The organism is Nocardioides sp. WJ219, from assembly GCF_058559815.1.
Window position 1 is genome coordinate 609,213 of record NZ_JBZUJV010000003.1, and the last position, 18,346, is coordinate 627,558.

15 protein-coding genes are annotated in these 18,346 nt (G+C 71.9%); 8 read left to right on the forward strand and 7 right to left on the reverse strand.

Annotation, left to right across the window (positions count from 1 at the left end):
- Positions 1 to 29 precede the first annotated feature (29 nt).
- On the forward strand, positions 30 to 1,991 hold the full coding sequence (locus AC4MBH_RS10790) for an ATP-dependent DNA helicase (RefSeq protein ID WP_491794860.1): 1,962 nt from the start codon (positions 30 to 32) through the stop codon (positions 1,989 to 1,991).
- Between the two features lie 236 nt (positions 1,992 to 2,227).
- On the opposite strand, the gene AC4MBH_RS10795 is transcribed toward AC4MBH_RS10790, so the two are convergent.
- The 4 genes from AC4MBH_RS10795 to lexA all read right to left on the reverse strand — a co-directional run bounded on the left by AC4MBH_RS10795 (position 2,228) and on the right by lexA (position 7,853).
- A complete protein-coding gene (locus AC4MBH_RS10795) occupies positions 2,228 to 3,811 on the reverse strand; it encodes an MXAN_6640 family putative metalloprotease (protein WP_491794861.1) in 1,584 nt (527 codons plus the stop codon).
- Between the two features lie 65 nt (positions 3,812 to 3,876).
- Positions 3,877 to 5,193, reverse strand: coding sequence for an alkaline phosphatase family protein (locus AC4MBH_RS10800; protein ID WP_491794862.1), 1,317 nt, complete (start codon positions 5,191 to 5,193; stop codon positions 3,877 to 3,879).
- On the reverse strand, positions 5,193 to 6,890 hold the full coding sequence (locus AC4MBH_RS10805) for an alkaline phosphatase D family protein (RefSeq protein WP_491794863.1): 1,698 nt from the start codon (positions 6,888 to 6,890) through the stop codon (positions 5,193 to 5,195). Before AC4MBH_RS10805 ends, AC4MBH_RS10800 begins: the two co-directional genes overlap by 1 nt.
- A gap of 219 nt (positions 6,891 to 7,109) precedes the next feature.
- Positions 7,110 to 7,853, reverse strand: a complete 744-nt coding sequence (lexA, locus tag AC4MBH_RS10810) for a transcriptional repressor LexA (RefSeq protein ID WP_491794864.1) — start codon at positions 7,851 to 7,853, stop codon at positions 7,110 to 7,112.
- Between the two features lie 84 nt (positions 7,854 to 7,937).
- On the opposite strand from lexA, the gene AC4MBH_RS10815 reads away from it, so the two are divergent.
- A complete protein-coding gene (locus AC4MBH_RS10815) occupies positions 7,938 to 8,726 on the forward strand; it encodes an SDR family oxidoreductase (RefSeq protein WP_491794865.1) in 789 nt (262 codons plus the stop codon).
- Positions 8,727 to 8,861: 135 nt separating this feature from the next.
- The gene (locus AC4MBH_RS10820) at positions 8,862 to 9,182 is read left to right on the forward strand and encodes a LysM peptidoglycan-binding domain-containing protein (protein WP_491794866.1); all 321 of its coding nucleotides are present in this window, start codon (positions 8,862 to 8,864) and stop codon (positions 9,180 to 9,182) included.
- A 244-nt stretch (positions 9,183 to 9,426) separates the two neighbouring features.
- Here AC4MBH_RS10820 and AC4MBH_RS10825 read toward each other — a convergent pair whose 3' ends face one another.
- Complete coding sequence (locus tag AC4MBH_RS10825) at positions 9,427 to 9,966, reverse strand: hypothetical protein (protein WP_491794867.1); 540 nt, start codon at positions 9,964 to 9,966, stop codon at positions 9,427 to 9,429.
- Positions 9,967 to 10,051: 85 nt separating this feature from the next.
- Entirely contained in the window at positions 10,052 to 10,390 is a 339-nt protein-coding gene (locus AC4MBH_RS10830; RefSeq protein WP_491794868.1) for a hypothetical protein, read from the reverse strand.
- A gap of 109 nt (positions 10,391 to 10,499) precedes the next feature.
- Here AC4MBH_RS10830 and AC4MBH_RS10835 point away from each other — a divergent pair, with 109 nt between their 5' ends.
- The 5 genes from AC4MBH_RS10835 (at position 10,500) to AC4MBH_RS10855 (ending at position 17,917) form a co-directional block, all read left to right on the forward strand.
- Positions 10,500 to 10,994, forward strand: a complete 495-nt coding sequence (locus tag AC4MBH_RS10835) for a mismatch-specific DNA-glycosylase (protein WP_491794869.1) — start codon at positions 10,500 to 10,502, stop codon at positions 10,992 to 10,994.
- A 300-nt stretch (positions 10,995 to 11,294) separates the two neighbouring features.
- Positions 11,295 to 11,807, forward strand: a complete 513-nt coding sequence (gene nrdR / locus AC4MBH_RS10840; protein WP_491794870.1) for a transcriptional regulator NrdR — start codon at positions 11,295 to 11,297, stop codon at positions 11,805 to 11,807.
- 159 nt (positions 11,808 to 11,966) lie between these two features.
- Positions 11,967 to 14,903 carry a vitamin B12-dependent ribonucleotide reductase gene (locus tag AC4MBH_RS10845; RefSeq protein ID WP_491794871.1) on the forward strand — a complete coding sequence of 979 codons (2,937 nt, stop codon included), beginning with the start codon at positions 11,967 to 11,969 and terminating at the stop codon, positions 14,901 to 14,903.
- A 100-nt stretch (positions 14,904 to 15,003) separates the two neighbouring features.
- Positions 15,004 to 16,455 (forward strand): DNA (cytosine-5-)-methyltransferase, encoded by a 1,452-nt coding sequence (gene dcm, locus AC4MBH_RS10850; protein WP_491794872.1) that lies wholly within the window; start codon positions 15,004 to 15,006, stop codon positions 16,453 to 16,455.
- A gap of 49 nt (positions 16,456 to 16,504) precedes the next feature.
- Positions 16,505 to 17,917 (forward strand): hypothetical protein, encoded by a 1,413-nt coding sequence (locus tag AC4MBH_RS10855; protein WP_491794873.1) that lies wholly within the window; start codon positions 16,505 to 16,507, stop codon positions 17,915 to 17,917.
- Here AC4MBH_RS10855 and AC4MBH_RS10860 read toward each other — a convergent pair.
- On the reverse strand, positions 17,862 to 18,346 hold a 485-nt coding region (locus AC4MBH_RS10860), incomplete at its 5' end, for a very short patch repair endonuclease (RefSeq protein WP_491794874.1). The genes AC4MBH_RS10855 and AC4MBH_RS10860 overlap by 56 nt on opposite strands.

The following is an 18,346-nucleotide window of genomic DNA, read 5'->3' on the forward strand; positions in this document are numbered from 1 at the left end:
CCGTCCGTGGCCGTCGTTAGGGTGCACCAGTGCCCGACCGTCCCGCCGTCAGAGAGGTGCTCGAGCGCGCCGTGACCGCCCTCGGCGGCAGCGAGCGCGAAGGCCAGGTCGAGATGGCCGAGGCCGTCAGCGAGGCCCTCGCCTCCGAGCGGCACCTGCTGGTCCAGGCCGGCACCGGCACCGGCAAGTCGCTGGCCTACCTGGTGCCCGCCCTCGTGCACGACCAGCGGGTCGTGGTCGCCACCGCCACCCTCGCCCTGCAGCACCAGCTGGTCGAGCGCGACCTGCCCCGGCTCGTCGAGGCCGTCAAGGACGTCGCGGGTGTCGACACCTCCTACGCCGTGCTCAAGGGGCGCTCCAACTACGCCTGCCTGCACCGGATCCGCGAGGGGGTGCCCGACGACCAGGGCGTGCTGGTCGACGTACCCCAGGGCTCGATGGCCGGCAAGGTGCTCGAGCTGCGCGCGTGGGCCGAGCGGGAGGCCACCGACGACGGTTCGGGCGAGCGCGACAACGCGCCGCGCCACACCGACCGCGAGTGGCGCCAGGTCAGCGTCGGGCACCGCGACTGCCTCGGCGCGTCGAAGTGCCCCTTCGGCCAGGAGTGCTTCGTCGAGCAGGCCCGCGAGAAGGCGCACCGCTCCCACCTGGTGATCACCAACCACTCGCTGCTGGCGATCGACGCGATCGAGGGGGTGCCGATGATCCCCGACTACGACGTCGCGGTCGTCGACGAGGCCCACGAGCTCGTCGCGCGGGTCACCCAGGCGGCCACCGACGAGCTCAGCCCCGCCGACGTCGAGCGCGCGGCCCGGCGCTCCCAGCGGCACGTCGAGGGCATGGAGGCCGACGACCTCGCCGACTCCGCCGACGCGCTGCGCGACGCGATGGCCGAGGCCCGCCCCGGCCGCTTCGACTCGGTGCCGCAGCAGCTCGCCGACGCGCTGGTGCTGGTCCGCGACGCTGCCCGCGCGTGCCTGTCGGCCTACCCCAAGGGCGCCGACAAGGACGGCGAGGGCGATGCCGGGCTCACCCAGGCCAAGGGGTCGGTGCAGGAGATCTTCGTCAACGCCGAGCGCATGGCGGCCGGCTCCCAGGCCGACGTCCTGTGGCTCTCCGAGGGCGGCGACCGGGTCCCGCCGCGGCTCCACGTCGCGCCGCTGCAGGTGTGGGGGCCGATGCGCGACAAGCTGCTCACCGACAAGACGGTGGTGATGACCTCGGCCACCCTGATGCTCGGCGGCGACTTCGACGCCGTGGCCACCAGCGTCGGGCTCAAGCCCACCGAGCGCGGCGACGGCGAGCGCAGCGAGACGGTGCTGCCGTGGAGCGGTCTCGACGTCGGGTCGCCGTTCGACTACGGCAAGCAGGCCATCCTCTACGTCGCCCGCCACCTGCCGCCGCCGGGGCGCGACGGCCTGGTCAAGGCGGTGCTCGACGAGATCGTCGAGCTGGTCGACGCCGCCGAGGGCCGCACGCTCGGGCTGTTCTCGAGCCGCCGGGCCGCCGAGGCCGCGGCCGCGGAGGTCCGGGAGCGGCTGCCCCACCTGACCACCCTCGCCCAGGGCGAGGCCCAGCTGTCCGAGCTCGCCGCCCAGTTCGTCGGCGACCCGCACACCTGCCTCTTCGGCACGCTCAGCCTCTGGCAGGGCCTCGACGTGCCCGGCGACACCTGCCAGCTCGTCCTCATCGACCGGATCCCGTTCCCGCGGCCCGACGACCCGCTGATGAGCGCCCGGCAGAAGGCCGCCGACCAGGCCGGCGGCAACGGCTTCATGCAGGTCGCCGCCACCCACGCCGCGCTCCTGCTCGCCCAGGGCACGGGCCGGCTGATCCGCACCACCGCTGACCGCGGGGTCGTCGCCGTCCTCGACCCACGGCTCGCCACCGCCCGCTACGGCAGCTTCCTCAAGTCCAGCCTGCCGCCGATGTGGTCCACCACCGACCCGGCGGTGGTGCGCAAGGCGCTGGCCCGCCTCGCCGCGGGCTGACCCGAGACACGGTGGTCGAGCCGCGGGCGCGCACCGCGCCGGGTCTCGACTCGGGCTCGCGGGCGCTCGCCCGGCTCGACCAGCGTGGAGTGGTCTCGAGACGACCGTGATCGGCCTCCTCGACCAGCGTGGGTCACCGACCGACGGTGGTTGAGGAGGTTGCGCTAGCAACCGTCTCGAAACCACCACAGCGTGCGCACCTGGCCGGGTGTCGACCCGGGCTCACTGGTGCAGCGTCAGCGCACCGCCGTGGCGGTGAGTGCCATCGGCAGCCGGTTGTCGAGGGGCGTGCCCTGGCAGGAGTAGGCGCCGCGGGTGAAGCACCGGAACCGGCCGCTGCCGTTGACCAGGGTGACCTCGACCCAGGCGATCCGGCGCGAGCTGAACGGCACCCGCTTGACGGCGTTGCCCTGCTTGTCGAGCGCGACCCGGGTGGTGGTGACGCGGCCGCCCTTCGCGGCGCTCGTGACCAGGGCCGAGGACCCGCGGAACCGGGGGGCGAGGTCGAGGGCCAGCCGCAGCCGCCACCCGGCGGCGCCGAGCCGAGCCGGCGTCAGCCGGGCGGTCGCGGTGGTGAGGTGGTCGAGCCGGACGTCGACCCGCACCCGCTTGCCCGGCGTGAGGGTCGCGCGGCGCGCGAGCGGCGCCTGGGGGTAGCGGTTGGCGCGGCCCTCGTCGTAGGAGCTCGCCGGTCGGCGGTTGGCCACGGCGTAGGCGCCGAGCATCTTGGCCGCGGAGGTGCGCTTGGTCTTGAGCACGGTGTCGACGGCGCGCCAGGAGTACTGGTCCGGGCCGCCACGGGCGCCGTCGGCCTTGCGGAACACGTCGAGCACCAGCCGTGGCAACCGCCCCTGGCGCTGGCGGAACTTCTCGGTCAGGAAGCGGAAGAACGACCACGTCCCGTAGTGGAAGCCGGTGCGGTTGTTGAACGTGTCGAGCGGGACCCGCGGCTGCCGGAGCTGGCTGGCGGCGAGGTACTGCCGGTTGTCGTCGACCCCGTCGTACATCTCGTCCTCGACCCACGCGGCGGTGGCCTCGAGGAGCCAGGCGTCCTCGTAGCGGTCGTAGGCGTACTGGGTGGCGTGGAAGTACTCGTGGGCCGCGGTGACCTGCAGGTTCTGCAGCGGCGTGTTCGACGGGAACTCGGCGAAGTCGTTGTCGAGGGTGCAGTAGGCCCACCGGTCGAAGGTGCTGGGCGTGGGGTCGGGCTCCGGCTGGTCGGAGGTGCAGTAGCCGTAGATGCCCTGTCGGCCGGTGTCGCCGAGGTAGACGTCGATCCGGTTGTCGCCGCCGCGGCCGTTGTCGGCGCGGGGCTCGCGGTAGCCGGCGGCGAGGTAGGCATCGTGGATGCGGGTCAGGGTCGCCAGCGTCTTCTGGACGAACGCCGGGGTGGCGGCGTCCCGCGTCGTCGCGACGGAGTGGACGCAGATGTCGGCGGAGCACCTGGGCCTGCGCTCCCCGACCTGGTAGTCGAGGCTGACGTCGTCGCCGCCCGGGTCGGTGGGCCGGCGCAGCAGCGCCTCGGCCTCGGTGCGCTCCTCGCCGGTGAGGGCCGCGCGGGTGTTGGCGACCTCGCGCAGCGCCATGGTGAGGTCGCCGGTCACCTCGCCGTCGGCGATCTCCGCGGCGCGGTGGACCGCGGCGTCGGCGGACCGCTCGGCGCGGACGCCGGCCGCCGGCCGCTTGTCGGGGCCGTCGGCACCGGTGGACGTCGCGTCGGGCGTCGCTCCGGCCGGGCCGGCGTACGCCGTGAGCAGCGAGGCCAGGAGGGCGGCGACCGCGCTCAGCGCGAGGGCGGACGTGGGACGGCGGGACGGCATCGGGGCTCCGGGACGGGTGGGGGGCTGGTGAGCCCGCCCACGGTAACCGGGACGGGCCCGATGGCTCAGATCCGCGCGCGTCCGTCGTAGCCGCCGCGCGGGCCGCTGACGCCGAAGAACTTCGCGACGGTGGGGGCGACGTCGACCGTCTGCGCCACCAGTGGCGAGGCCGAGCGCCTCGGCACGGCCGGGTGGCCGCCGCTGAGGAAGAACGGGATCGGCACCGTGGCGGGGTGGCCGTGGTTGCCCGGGATCGGGTTGCTGGTCGGGCTGGGGTCGCTGAAGCGCCACCCCGCGCGGCAGAACACGACGACGTCGCCGGCCTCGGGTCCGAGCCGCAGCGACCGCTTGCGACGGTCGTGCGCGGCGAGCACACCCGGCTGGGCCCCGGCGATCCGGAGCATCCGGCGGACGGCCTCCTCCTTCCGGCTGCCCGGACCGGTCCAGTAGAGGAGGTCGGCCCCGCCGTTGTCGGCGATCTGGACCCGGCCGCGCAGCAGCGGGTCCTCGTCGAGCGGCCCGGCGAGGCTGATGTAGCGGTTGAGCGTCGACCAGTCCATCGAGTGGTCGGCCAGCACGATCACCATCGAGTGGCGCCACTTGCCCTCGGCCTTGAGCAGGTCGACGAACCGGCCGACGTAGGCGTCGGTCTTGAGCAGCGCCAGCCGGCGCAGGGCCTTGACCCCGAGCGTCGAGCCGGTGAAGTCGGTGTGGCCGTAGCGGTCGATGTCGCCGAGGTTGACGAACATCAGGTGCGGGTCGAGGTCGGTGACCATCGACATCGCCGCGTTGATGGTGAACTCGTCGGGCGCGTGGCCCGAGACCGGGATGATCGGCGCCGGCTCCCACCGCGCGGTGGCGCGGGTGCCGAAGATCCCGTAGAGGTACTCCTTGCTCAGCACCGTGCCGGTGCGCAGGCCGCGCCGGTTGAGCGCGGAGATGACGGTCGGCGCCTTGAGGTCGCGGGGCCGGTCGAGGTCGCGGACCACCCGGGCCCCGCGGTCGTAGATCGAGTTGGCCGGGACGCCGGAACGGTCGGGCCGCACCCCGGTCATCATCATCACGTGGTTGGGGATCGTCTCCATGATCGGCAGGGAGCGCGCGCGGGCGTGCCGCCGCCCCGCCAGCATCAGGTCGAAGAGGTTCGGCGTCTGGCCGCCGCTGATCTCCTCCGGCATGCAGCCGTCGACGACGAGCACGTAGACCCGCTTGCGGACCCGGGCCGCCTCGGCGCTGGCCTGACCGGCCGCCAGCGCGGCGGTCGAGAACGCGACGCCGCCCCCGGCCTTGAGCAGGGTGCGCCGTCCGGTCGCGAGCTCGCCCCGCCCCACGTCGTACGGCGTGGGCTCACCGGGCGCGTGCCGGTCACCGCAGCCGCACATCAGGCACGCCCCTGGCGGTGCAGCGGGACGTCGATCTCCTTGACCCGGTTGGAGGCGGCGATCGAGATGAACGACCGGCTCCAGCGGATCGGGGTGTTCCGGTCGGCGCGGTCACCGATGACGAACCAGTCCATCTGGGCCCGCTTGGCGGTCAGGTCGAGCACGGAGAACCCGTGGTCGTCGAAGTTGAGGTACTTGATGTGCCGGTTGTTGGCCAGGATGGTCGCCTCGACCGCCCTGCTCGTGGTGTGGGGCGGGGTCCCGGTGATGTCCTTGAGGTTGTTCGAGGTCACCGAGCTGCACACGAACTCGATCGCGCCGCTGCCGGTGAGTGGGTAGCTACCGGCGTCGAACGGCACCTCGGCGGCCCACCCGGAGTGGATGTCGCCGGTGACGAACAGCGCGTTCTGGACGTGGTGGTCCTTGATGAAGCGCAGCACCTCGCGCCGGTCGGCGGTGTAGCCGTCCCACTGGTCGACGTTGTAGGGCAGCCCGTCCGACGGCAGCAGCCCGGTGACGTCGTTGATCGGGTCGATCAGGTCGCCGGGCAGCTGGGCGAAGGTGACCGGCGTGATCATCACCGGGTTGCCGACCACCTTCCAGAACGGGTCGCGACGCCCGAGCGACTGCTTGAGCCAGCGCATCTGCGCGTCGCCGGTGATGGTGCGGTCGGGGTCGCTGACGCCGGGCGACGGGGCCGGCACCGGGCTCGGCACGGGGGTCTCGACCTGCTTGGACCGGTAGGTCCGCAGGTCGAGCATGCTGATCTCGGCGAGCCGGCCGAAGGTGAGCCGGCGGTAGAGGCGGGTGCCGTCGCCGAGCGACGCCGTCCCGTCCATGCGCACCGGCATCCACTCGTCGTACGCGCGGTGCGCCCGGGCGCGGCGCCGCCGGTAGTCGCCCTCGCCGGGCTGGTGGTTCTCGGCGCCGCCGGCGTACTGGTCGTTGGTGACCTCGTGGTCGTCCCACGTGATGACCCAGGGGTACTTCGCGTGCGCGTCCTGCAGGTCGGGGTCGGTCTTGTACTGCGCGTGCCGCTGCCGGTAGTCGGCGAGCGAGACCATCTCGCGGGCCGGCACGTGCTTGCGGACGTCGACGTCGCCCTGGCCCATGCCGTACTTGCCGGGCGCGTACTCGTAGAGGTAGTCGCCCAGGTGCAGGACGGCGTGCAGGTCGTCGCGCGCGGCGATGCCGCGGTAGGCGGCGAAGAACCCGGCCTGCCAGTTGGCGCAGGACACGACCCCGAAACGGAGGTTGCGCGGCGTCGCCGTCGGGGCCGGCGCGGTGCGCATCCGACCGGTGCGGCTGCGGGTTCCGCCGAAGCCGAAGCGGTAGTAGTACCAGGTGGCGGGCTTGAGGCCGCCGACGTCGAGCTTGACCGTGTGGTCGCGGTGCGGTCCGGTGGCGAACGTGCCGCGCCGCAGCACCGTGCGGAAGTCCTTGCGGGTCGAGACCTCCCAGGTCACCTTCACCTTGGGCCCCTTGCCCGACCCCGGCCTGCTGGCCGCGGTCGGGGTGACCCGGGTCCAGATCAGCACCTTGCTCGGCAGCGGGTCGCCCGAGGCGACCCCGTGCCGGAAGTAGCGCCCGCCGGCGGGAGCGGCCTCGGCGGCGTCGGGAGCGAGGGTGGTCAGGGCGGCGCCGGCGGAGCCGGTCGCCAGGACGGTACGTCGCCGTACTCCTGCGGGTGTCGTCACAGAACTACCCAACGACCCCGACGCCCCCGGGTCATGGCAATCGACGCATCGTGACCGTCTGTTCACCTGACGTACCCCGACCGACGGCGGCTGAGGTGCGAGCGCAGCGAGCCTCGAAGCCCCCGTCGCCCAGGACGGTGGTTGAGGAGGTTGCGCTAGCAACCGTCTCGAAACCACGACTCGCTTCGGCCCACCGTGGGTCGGTCCCGGCGTCGTGCCTCAGACCTTGCGCAGCACCGCGGTGACGACGCCGAGGATCGAGGCGTGGGTGCCGTCGATCGGGTCGAAGGCGGGGTTGTGGGGGAGCAGCCAGACCTGGCCGTCCTTGCGCTGCAGCGTCTTGACCGTGGCCTCGCCGTCGATCATCGCGGCGACGATCTCCCCGTTGTTCGCCGTCTGCTCCTGCCGGACCACGACGTAGTCGCCGTCGCAGATCGCCGCCTCGATCATCGACTCGCCCGAGACCTGCAGCAGGAACAGCTGCCCGTCGCCGACGAGCTGCTGGGGGAGCGGGAAGACCGACTCGAGGTTCTCCTCGGCCAGGATCGGGCCACCGGCGGCGATCCGGCCGAGCAGGGGCACGTTGACCGGCGGGACGGCGACGTCGCCGATGCCGGTCTCGTCGTACGTCGTCTCCTCGGCGCTGCCGAGCGAGCGGCGGGCCGCCATCACCTCGGGCAGGAACACCTCGAGGGCGCGCGGCCGGTTGGGGTCGCGCTTGAGGTAGCCCTTCTGCTCCAGCACCCGCAGCTGGTGGGCCACGCTGGAGGTGCTGGTCAGGCCGACGGCCTGGCCGATCTCGCGCATGCTCGGCGGGTAGCCCCGGTGCTCGATGCTGTCCTTGATGTGCGCCAGCACGCGCTGCTGGCGCGGGGTGAGCCCGGTGGCGTCGGCGGGGCCGTCGGGCAGCTCGGAGACCTTGGCGCGGGCGGTGTCACGGGTCGTGTCGCGAGGGCTGGGCATGGCGTCAGGTTCCCATCGATCCCCGACGATTTCAAACAGGTGTTCGAACGGCGTGTCGCGCCCGGTTCCTGGGAGGATCCACCCATGAGGACCTCCCAGCGCACCTCCGCCGTCGTCACCGGCGCGGCCCGCGGCATCGGCCGCGCGGTCGCCGAGCAGCTCGTCGCCGCCGGCCACGACGTCGTGGTCACCGACGTCGACGCCGACGGCGTGGCCGCCACCGCCGCCGAGATCGGCGCCACCGGGATCCCGCAGGACGTGCGCGACCCCGCCTCCCACCGCCGGGTGGCCGAGGTCGCCCAGGCCCGCGCCCCGCTCGGGGTCTGGGTCAACAACGCCGGCGTCGCCCACGAGGGCGACCTCGTGACCCTCACCGACGACCAGGTGCAGCGCACGGTGGAGGTCAACGTGCTCGGCGTGCTGTGGGGGATGCGCGCCGCCCTCGACGCGTTCGGCCCCCGCGGGACGGGCGACGTCGTCAACGTGGCGTCGCTGTCGGGCCTCGGCCCGGTGCCCGGGCTGTCGGCGTACGCCGCCACCAAGGCCGCGGTCGTCTCGATCACCGGCTCGGTCGCCATCGAGGCGCCGGCCGGGGTGCGCGTCCACGCGGTGCTCCCCGATGGCGTCACCACCGCGATGGTCGAGGAGATGGCCGACGGCACCGGCAAGCGGCTGGTCGCCTCGGGCGGTCGGATGCTGACCACCGACGAGATCGCGACGGCGGTCGCGGGCCTGGTGGGTTCGCGGCGGGTGCTGCGCACGGTGCCGGGCTGGCGGGGTGCGGTGATGCGCGCCGGCGGCCTCGCGCCGTCGGTGGCCGCACCGGCGATGGCGGCGTTCGAGTGGCAGGGAAAGCGCCGCCTGCGGCGTTAGAACAAATGTTCGCTCCGGGGTTGCGCGCGTTCGAACAGGTGATCTAGTCTCGCTCAGGTGTTCGAACGGCACTGACTGTCGGTGGTCACCACTAGACATCAGGGCAGAGCGCACCACTTCCCCAGGAGGCACCTGATGAGCACCGCCACCCACCCCGTCCGCGGGACCCACGTCCCCGACTACCGGCTCACCCGCCGAGGACGTCTCGTGGTGTTCGTGCTCGCCCTCCTGCTCCTGGCCGCCGCCGCCGTCGCACTGGCCGGTGGCTCCATGGCCACCGCCGAGCCCGAGGCCACCGAGACGGTCGTCGTCGCCCCCGGCGACACTCTGTGGGACATCGCCGCCGACGTCTCCGAGGGTCGCGACGTGCGCGACACCATGGACCACCTCGTCGACCTCAACGACCTCGACTCCAAGGTCCTCGCCGCCGGTCAGCAGCTGGTCGTCCCCGCCTGACCCACCCCGACTTCGTCCGCCGCCTCGACCCCGGCGGGCGAACCCCCAATGAGACCGCCGGGTGCGGAGCCGAGGGAAGACGGCTCCTGTGCCCGGCGGTCTTGGCGTGCAGCGCTGGTCGAGGACGGCCGCGTAGCGGTCGCCACCCACGCTGGTCGAGGAAGGACGCGGCCGCGGCCGTCACCCACGCTGGTCGAGGAAGGCCGCGTAGCGGCCTGTCTCGAGACCACACCACCGGTCCGACCTACGACAGCATCGACCCGATCTCGCCGAGGTCGACGACGTCCCGCGGCTCGCCGCCGGCGGCGGTGACGGCGACGACGGCGATGGCGACCAGCACGGCCGCCACGGTCAGCACGACCGCGAGCATCACGACGTAGTCCCGCCACGGCGTCCGTCCGGTCTGCAGCTGCACGTGCGCGCCGTGCCGGGCCCGCGCCACCCGCGCGGCGCCGTCGGGCGACCCGGCGCGGACGGTGTTGGTCCACCCGCACGCGCAGGCGGCGTACCGGACCCAGCGGCCGTCGCGCTGCGTCGCGCTGCTCACCGAGCGCGGGTGCCGGTAGCGCGCGGCGGCGCGCGGACGGAAGAACCCGGACGGCGCCTGCCGCGGGTGCGCCGCCAGCAGGTGCTCGACCCGCTCGCGCGCGGCCTCGGCGAGGGCGTGCGGCTCGCGGTCGCCGTGCGCGGTGCCCTGCCAGCCGCAGCTGCAGGTGCAGACGGTGTGGAATCCGTCCTCGGCGACGGTCGCCTCCGTCACGCGGACGTCGTACTTGGTGGCCACGGGTCCTACCTCGGGTCGTGCGTGCAGCCAGGGTAAGGACAATCGGCCTCGGGGGAGGTGCTTTGGCCAGATCGTCTCGCGGATCTCAGCGCGCGGCGCGCCGTCCGCCGGGTGGGCGCGGGGGAGCGGCGGGCTCGGCGCTGGGGCTGCGCGGCGCCGCCGGTCGGGTGATCCCGAGGGCCCGGCTGATGCGCGCCACCAGGACCAGGGCCAGGAACAGGCAGACGACGGCGCCGGTCGCGGCGAGCGCCAGGAACCACCAGGCGGCGGAGTCGCCCCCGCGGGCCGTGGTGCCGAAGTCGATGGCCGCGAGCACCAGGTAGCCCCAGGCCACGACCGAGGCGGTCACCCCCAGCGCGAGGGCCAGCAGCTCGGGCCGGAAGCGGCGCTGGGAGCGCGCTCCGACTCGTCTGCCCTGGGTCACGCGCCCATCATCCCTGATCACCCGTCCCGGTTCGTCAGGTCGGTGCCCCGTGCCGCGAGCCACCTGGTGGGGTGGAGGTCGCGCAGGGGGCTCGGGACAGGCTGGGGAGGTGCAGCTGCTGCCCGACATCGTCGCGCCCGAGCCGCGGGTCGTCTTCTGCGGGGTGGCCGGCGCCGCTAGCACGAAGGAGCGCGACCATTACTACGAGACGCCCGGCAACAGCTTCTGGGAGTCGCTGCACCTCTCCGGGCTCTCGCCGCGGCGGCTGAGGCCCGAGGAGGACCACCTGGTCGTCGACCTCGGGCTCGGACTGACCGACCTGGCCCGGCACTGGGACCCGCACTGGGTGGAGGTCGACGTGCTCGTGGCCAAGGTCGAGGCCTGGCGACCGGACTGGCTGGCGTTCACCAGCAAGGACGCCGCGCAGGAGGCGGCGCGCGCGCTGGGGCGTCGGCCGCCGCGCACCCTCGGTGCCGCGGACTGGTACGTCGGGGGGTCCCAGGTCTTCGTGCTGCCCGGCACGAGCGGCGCCAACCGGCGCAAGGACTACGACGGCCGCCCCACCCGCCTCGCCTGGTGGCGCGAGCTGGCCGCGCTGGCCTGACCGGACCCCGCGGCGACGCTCCGACGCGCCGGTCCAGACCGACGCGCACCCGTCCTGACCTGCGGGTTCGCGTGGTGGACCCGGCGTTGTGGACCAATGTCGCCCCACGGGTTGCGCACCTGGTGCCAGCCGCGTACGGTTCACACCACATCTAGTAGTTACAACGGTGTAGTTATCCACATCTAGTTCACAGCCAGGTGCGGAAGACCCACATCGCAACGGTTGTTCTCCCCAGGTAGAGCACCGTTGTCCACAGGCCCGGACGGGTCTGTCCGAGCGCGCCCGAGAGGAGGACCCATCGTGCACTGCCCCTACTGCCGCGGCACCGACACCCGGGTCCTCGACTCGCGGGTCGCCGACGACGGTGCCTCGATCCGTCGCCGCCGCACCTGCTCGTCCTGCGAGCGCCGCTTCACCACCGTCGAGCTCATGCAGCTCACCGTGCTCAAGCGCTCCGGCGCCACCGAGCCGTTCACCCGCGACAAGGCGGTCGCCGGCGTCCGCAAGGCCTGCAAGGGCCGACCCGTGACCGACGCGCAGCTCGCCTGCCTCGGCCAGGAGGTCGAGGACGCGCTGCGCCTCACCGGTGCCGCCGAGGTGCCGGCCCACGACGTCGGGCTGGCCATCCTCGGCCCGCTCCGCGCCCTCGACGAGGTCGCCTACCTGCGCTTCGCCAGCGTCTACCACGCCTTCGAGTCGGCCGACGACTTCATCAAGGAGATCGCCGACATGCACGCCGACGCCACCCCCGCGGTGGTCGAGGAGGTCGCCCTGCGACCGTCTCGAGACCCCGCCCCAGCCCCCACGGGCTGACCACAGACCGCCCGGCAGGCAGTGGGGAAGCTGCCTGCCGGGCGCACCACCTCCATCCCCCCACGGCCACCCCGACGTCCCCCCGGACTGTCGGTGGCCTCCGCTTCACTGGACACCGTCACCACCACCCCCGCCCCGGGAACCCCAAGGAGACAGCAGATGACCGAGACCGTCAGTGCCGCCAGCAAGTCCGACAGCACCCCTGGCCAGGGCCTGACCCTCGAGCGTGTCTTCAGCACCGCCGGCGTCCACCCCTACGACGAGCTCACCTGGGAGCGTCGCGACGTCGTCCAGACCAACTGGAAGACCGGCGACACCGTCTTCGAGCAGCGCGGCGTGGAGTACCCCGACTCCTGGTCGGTCAACGCCTCCACCATCGTGACCACCAAGTACTTCCGCGGCGCCGTCGGCACCGACGCCCGCGAGCGGAGCCTGAAGCAGCTCATCGACCGGATCGTCACGACCTACACCAAGGCCGGGCTCGACCACGGCTACTTCGCCGCGCCCGCCGACGCCGAGGTCTTCGAGCACGAGCTGACCTGGCTGCTGGTCAACCAGTACTTCTCCTTCAACAGCCCCGTCTGGTTCAACGTCGGCACCCAGTCGCCGCAGCAGGTCTCCGCCTGCTTCATCCTCTCCGTCGACGACTCGATGGACTCGATCCTCAACTGGTACAAGGAGGAGGGGTTCATCTTCAAGGGCGGCTCCGGCGCCGGCCTCAACCTCTCCCGCATCCGCTCCTCCAAGGAGCTGCTGTCCTCCGGCGGCACCGCCTCCGGCCCGGTCTCCTTCATGCGCGGTGCCGACGCCTCCGCCGGCACCATCAAGTCCGGCGGCGCCACGCGCCGCGCGGCCAAGATGGTCGTCCTCGACGTCGACCACCCCGACATCGTCGAGTTCGTCGAGACCAAGGCCAAGGAGGAGGACAAGATCCGCGCCCTGCGCGACGCCGGCTTCGACATGGACCTCGGCGGCGCCGACATCACCTCCGTGCAGTACCAGAACGCCAACAACTCGGTCCGCGTCTCCGACGAGTTCATGCGCGCCGTCGAGGACGGCACCGACTTCGCGCTCCGCGGCCGCAAGAACGGCGAGGAGATCGAGCGCGTCGACGCCCGCGACCTGTTCCGCAAGATCAGCGAGGCCGCCTGGGCCTGCGCCGACCCGGGCCTGCAGTACGACGACACGATCAACGACTGGCACACCAACCCCGAGACCGGCCGGATCACCGCGTCCAACCCCTGCTCGGAGTACATGTCGCTCGACAACTCCTCGTGCAACCTCGCCTCGCTCAACCTGCTGAAGTTCCTCAAGGACGACGACACCTTCGACGCGCCGCTGTTCGCCAAGGCCGTCGAGTTCATCATCACCGCGATGGACATCTCGATCTGCTTCGCCGACTTCCCGACCGAGTCGATCGGCCAGACCACCCGCGACTACCGCCAGCTCGGCATCGGCTACGCCAACCTCGGCGCGCTGCTGATGGCGATGGGCCTGGGCTACGACTCCGACGGCGGCCGCGCGATGGCCGCGACCATCACCTCGCTGATGACCGGCACCTCCTACAAGCGCTCCGCCGAGCTCGCCGCGATCGTCGGCCCCTACGCCGGCTACGCCCGCAACGCCGAGGCCCACCAGCGCGTGATGCGCAAGCACCAGGCGGCCAACGACACCGTGCGCACGATGTCGATCGCCGACAGCCAGGTGCACAAGGTCGCCACCCAGGCTTGGGCCGACGTCGTCGAGCTCGGCAAGAAGAACGGCTTCCGCAACGCCCAGGCCTCGGTGCTCGCCCCCACCGGCACCATCGGCTTCATGATGGACTGCGACACCACCGGCATCGAGCCCGACTTCTCCCTGGTGAAGTTCAAGAAGCTCGTCGGCGGCGGCTCGATGCAGATCGTCAACCAGACCATCCCGCGCGCGCTGCGCAAGATGGGCTACCAGCCCGAGCAGGTCGAGGCGATCGTCGCCTACATCGCCGAGCACGGCCACGTCATCGACGCTCCCGGCCTGCGCACCGAGCACTACGAGGTCTTCGACACCGCGATGGGCGCCCGCTCGCTCAAGCCGATGGGCCACGTCCGGATGATGGCGGCCTGCCAGCCGTTCCTCTCCGGTGCGATCTCCAAGACGGTCAACCTGCCCGAGAACGCCACGGTCGAGGAGATCGAGGACGTCTACCTGCAGTCGTGGAAGCTCGGCCTCAAGGCCACCGCCGTCTACCGCGACAACTGCAAGGTCGGCCAGCCGCTGTCCGGCGGCAAGGGCGACAACAAGGGCACCGACTCCAACGCCACCGTCGAGGCCACCCCGGTCGAGACCAAGGTCGTCGAGAAGGTCGTCTACGCCCCCACCCGCAAGCGCCTCCCCAAGTCCCGCGCCTCGCGCACCACGTCGTTCACCGTCGGCGGTGCCGAGGGCTACATGACCTCCGGCGCCCATGACGACGGCGAGCTCGGCGAGGTCTTCCTCAAGCTCGGCAAGCAGGGCTCCACCCTTGCCGGCGTGATGGACGCCTTCTCCATCGCCGTCTCGATCGGCCTGCAGTACGGCGTCCCGCTCGAGACCTACGTCTCGAAGTTCACCAACCTCCGCTTCGAGCCCGCCGGCCTCACCGACGACCCCGACGTCCGGATGGCCCAGTCCCTGATGGACTACGTCTTCCGCCGGCTCGCCCTCGACTACCTCGACTTCGACGCCCGCTCGATGCTCGGCATCTACTCCGCCGACGAGCGCCAGCGCCACCTCGAGACCGGCTCCTACGAGCTGCCCCCCGAGGAGACCGGCAACGCCTCCGAGCTCATCGAGTCCGGCGTCGAGCTCTCCTCCGCGGCGGCTGAGGTGCGAGGAACGAGCCTCGAAGCCCCGGAGGCCACCGACACCGTCGAGACCAAGGACACCCACGGCGCCGAGCAGCGCCAGGTGCCCGCCGAGGTCACCCAGGGCAAGGCCCACACCAGCGCCGAGCTCCTCGAGCAGCTCACCGGCACCGCCGTCGACTCCCCGCTCTGCATGACCTGCGGCACCAAGATGCGCCCCGCCGGCTCCTGCTACGTCTGCGAGGGCTGCGGCAGCACCAGCGGCTGCAGCTGACCAGCTCGTGAGGCTGCGAGCCCCACCCGGGGCCCGCTGCCGTCGCGACACACCCGACGACCATCACTTCCCCCAGATCGAGAGTCGGTAGGCTTCGAACATGAGCTCGACCGAGGGCTTCTCCTTCTCCGACCTCTTCGCCGGCATCGGCGGTTTCCACGCCGCGCTGCACGCTGCGGGCGGTAGGTGGGTCTTCGCCAGCGAGATCGACCGCGACGCGGCGCGCGTCTACGACCACAACTGGTTGCGCCCGCTCCGCGAGTCCGGTGCTCCGCTGCCTTCTGGCGTCGACCGGTTCGAGGTCAGCGACGACATCGTCCCGTTGACCGACCCAAAGGTGCTGGTCCCGCACGCCGACGTGCTCGCGGCGGGGTTTCCCTGCCAGCCCTTCTCCAAGTCCGGCTTCCAGCGAGGCATGGCCGAGACGCGGGGCACGCTGTTCTGGAACATCGCCCGGATCCTCGAGGACGAGCGGACCCGCCCGTCGGTGGTCCTCCTCGAGAACGTGCGGAACCTCGCCGGGCCTCGTCACCGGGACACCACGTTCAGGACCATCGTCACCACGTTGCGGCAGCTGGGCTACCGCACGGCTGACGAACCCGCGATCTTCTCCCCGCACCTGATCCCGCGCGAGCTCGGCGGTCGTCCCCAGGCCCGGGAGCGGGTCTTCATCCTGGCTCACTACGTCGGACCCGAGGCCGCCCAGCGTCCGGAGGCGCACGACGCGCCGATCGTCACGCCGAAGGCGCTGGAGGGCGAGTGGCGCAAGGACCAGTGGGACCTGGCTCGTGACCTCCCGCTCGAGCCCGACGAGAGCGTCTCCGAGCGCTACGTGCTCGAGAGCTCGGAGCTGAAGTGGGTCGACACGTGGGACGAGCTGCTCACCAAGGTCGCCAGCATGCTGGAGCCCGGCGAGCGGCTGCCCGGCTTCCCCATCTGGCTGCAGCACTACGCCGACTTCCAGACGCTCGACGGCGCTAGGGAGTACGTCGAGGCCCAGTCCGCCCGCCACGGGACGGTGCCCGCGTGGAAGGTGTCGCACCTCCTCAACAACGGCCGGTGGTTCGAGCGGTTCTCCGGCATCATCGAGGACTACTGGCCGATCATCTCGTCCTTCCCGCCCTCGCGGCAGAAGTTCGAGTGGCAGGCCGGTGAGCACCGCCCCCTGGCGGAGACGATCATGCACTTCCGCCCCTCCGGCATCCGCTGCAAGCGGCCCGACTACGTGCCGGCGCTGGTCGCGATCACGCAGACGTCGATCCTCGGGGACCGCCGGCGCCTGACCCCTCGCGAGGCAGCGCGGCTCCAAGGCCTGCCGGAGCACTTCGAGTTCAAGCACCCGGCTGCCGGTGGCGCCGGGGCCGTGGCGCAACGGGACGCGGCGTCGTACAAGCAGATGGGCAACGGGGTCAACGTCGGAGCTGCCTACTACGTCTTCCGGGAGTACGTCCAGCGTCACGCCGCGGAGATCCGTCACGTTTCGCCTGGGCTCGTCGCCTCGGTGCTGGCGTCGCCTGACGATCCCGACGAAGCAATGGTGCGGTCGACCTGACCAAGTCGCAGCGCCGGGCGCCGATCACTGGTGTAGTACCCCGGTGCGCGTGTCCGACCACGACCGACAGCTGTTCCTCCCTGCGCAGACCCCCGGGGAGGCGATCGCCCGCATCTTCTCGCTGACCGGGGCGCCGCACCGGTCACGGGGCGAGAAGCGCGCCCTCGTCGCCCTGCGCGACGCAGTGGGGCTCGACGTCGATGTCGTACGGACGAATGCCGTGATGGGGCAGCACCTCGCCCACGCGCTTGACGTCGCTTGGGAACCGGCCGCGTACACCGTGCGCCACAAGGTCAACCTCGCCGGGCTGAACGCCCTCCTCGAGGGCGCGACGGAGGCCTTCCATGCCGGCGCGTTGGAGAGGTTGCGTGGTGACGTCCCCGTCGGGCTCCAGGGGCCCGGGTGGTCGGCGTTCGAGCCGGCGGTGTCGAAGATCGAGGCGGTCACCCGGATCGCCCGCCTGACGGACTCGCCCGACGAGTGGCTCGGACCCGGCAGCAAGGAGCACAAGTCGGTGCTCGTCAACCTGGCTGATCGGCTCCTACCGGGGGCTGACGTCGATCGCTCCAGCAAGACACGGCTCGGACGGGATATCGCCTCTCGTCTCGACGTCGTGTGGACGGACACCTGCTACTCGACGGGCGAGACCATCTCCCTCGAAGGCCTCAACACCATCCTGGCCGGGGCTGAGCGGCGTCTCGGCCGCCTCGGGACGACGGCGGCCGACCTCCTGGCGACACCTCGGGACGAGGGCGCTGCGCTGGCGGCCGCGCTGAACGACGGCCTGTCCGCCGAGGTGTGGGAGGGCCGCCGGTGCGTCGAGTGGCTACGCGTCAGCGGAGTGCGCGGTGCCAACGAGAACGAGTGGCAGGGCTGGTACTACGAGGCGCGCGGCCGTGAGGTGCTGGGATCGAGCTTCACACCGAACGCCACACCGGTACGTACCCGCTACGGGAACACCACGTTCGACTACGCGCTCAACCACGTCTGGGACCTCAAGGCCCACACCGAGCGGAGGGTGCTCCCCATCAGCGGTGGGGTCAGCAAGGGGGGCGGGACCATGATCCTCAACGACGGAGTCGCGATGCGCGCCTGCATCGAGGAGCAGGGCCTCGGATTCCTCGTCCTGGGTGGTGAGGCCGTGATGGACGAGGACGGGTCCTTCGTCGATTGGCACCGGGACTTCAAGGCGGCCCAGGGCAAGTCGGTCGCGCCTTCCAACAGCGGGGTCTCCCGCCAGCGCAAGGCGGCCTTCCGACCACTCCACGTAGAGGCGTTCTGGGTAGGCAACACCGTCGAGCTCGATGCCGCGGTCGCGGCCGGCCAGCTGCTCCTCGCGGCTGTGGGTCGCCAGCCGCCGTCAGCGCCAGGTGTCCCCGGCGCAGCGCGTGGCCACAAGTACCAGCTCAACGTGGCGAAGGCGCGGACGGACTTGCGTCTGGCCCGTCGGGAGTGGAAGTAGCGGAGACCCCGCTTGCGTCGAGCTCTGTGCCGCCGATCAGCTCTCGGTAGCGGCGCGCCACCTGAGCGGCGGCACTGGTGGGGTTCTCGTGCTCCCAGAACCGGAGCACCGCCCACCCCGCCTCGGCCAGCTCTCGATCGGTGTCACGGTCGCGTCGGCGGTTGTTGCCGATCTTCCACTCCCACCACTCTGCGTTCGCTCGCGGGTGGTTGTAGTGATCGGGACAGCCGTGCCAGAAGCACCCGTCGACGTACACCGCCAACCTGGCGCGGGTGAACGCGATGTCGATGGTGCGTCGTCGGTTGCCCGGCACCTTGAGCTGAACCCGGAACCTCATCCCGAGGCGGTGCAGCTCGCGGCGAAGTTGCACCTCCGGCTTGGTCCCGTGCCGTGCCAGCGTCGACATCTTCGCGGACAGCGCGGCCGGGG

Bases quoted from the DNA above. Each gene is read 5' to 3' on its own strand.
- AC4MBH_RS10815 (WP_491794865.1), top strand. From the start codon at position 7,938: ATGAGGACCTCCCAGCGCACCTCCGCCGTCGTCACCGGCGCGGCCCGC.
- AC4MBH_RS10795 (WP_491794861.1), bottom strand. From the start codon at position 3,811: ATGCCGTCCCGCCGTCCCACGTCCGCCCTCGCGCTGAGCGCGGTCGCC.
- AC4MBH_RS10800 (WP_491794862.1), bottom strand. From the start codon at position 5,193: ATGTGCGGCTGCGGTGACCGGCACGCGCCCGGTGAGCCCACGCCGTAC.
- AC4MBH_RS10845 (WP_491794871.1), top strand. From the start codon at position 11,967: ATGACCGAGACCGTCAGTGCCGCCAGCAAGTCCGACAGCACCCCTGGC.
- dcm (WP_491794872.1), top strand. From the start codon at position 15,004: ATGAGCTCGACCGAGGGCTTCTCCTTCTCCGACCTCTTCGCCGGCATC.
- lexA (WP_491794864.1), bottom strand. From the start codon at position 7,853: ATGCCCAGCCCTCGCGACACGACCCGTGACACCGCCCGCGCCAAGGTC.
- AC4MBH_RS10820 (WP_491794866.1), top strand. From the start codon at position 8,862: ATGAGCACCGCCACCCACCCCGTCCGCGGGACCCACGTCCCCGACTAC.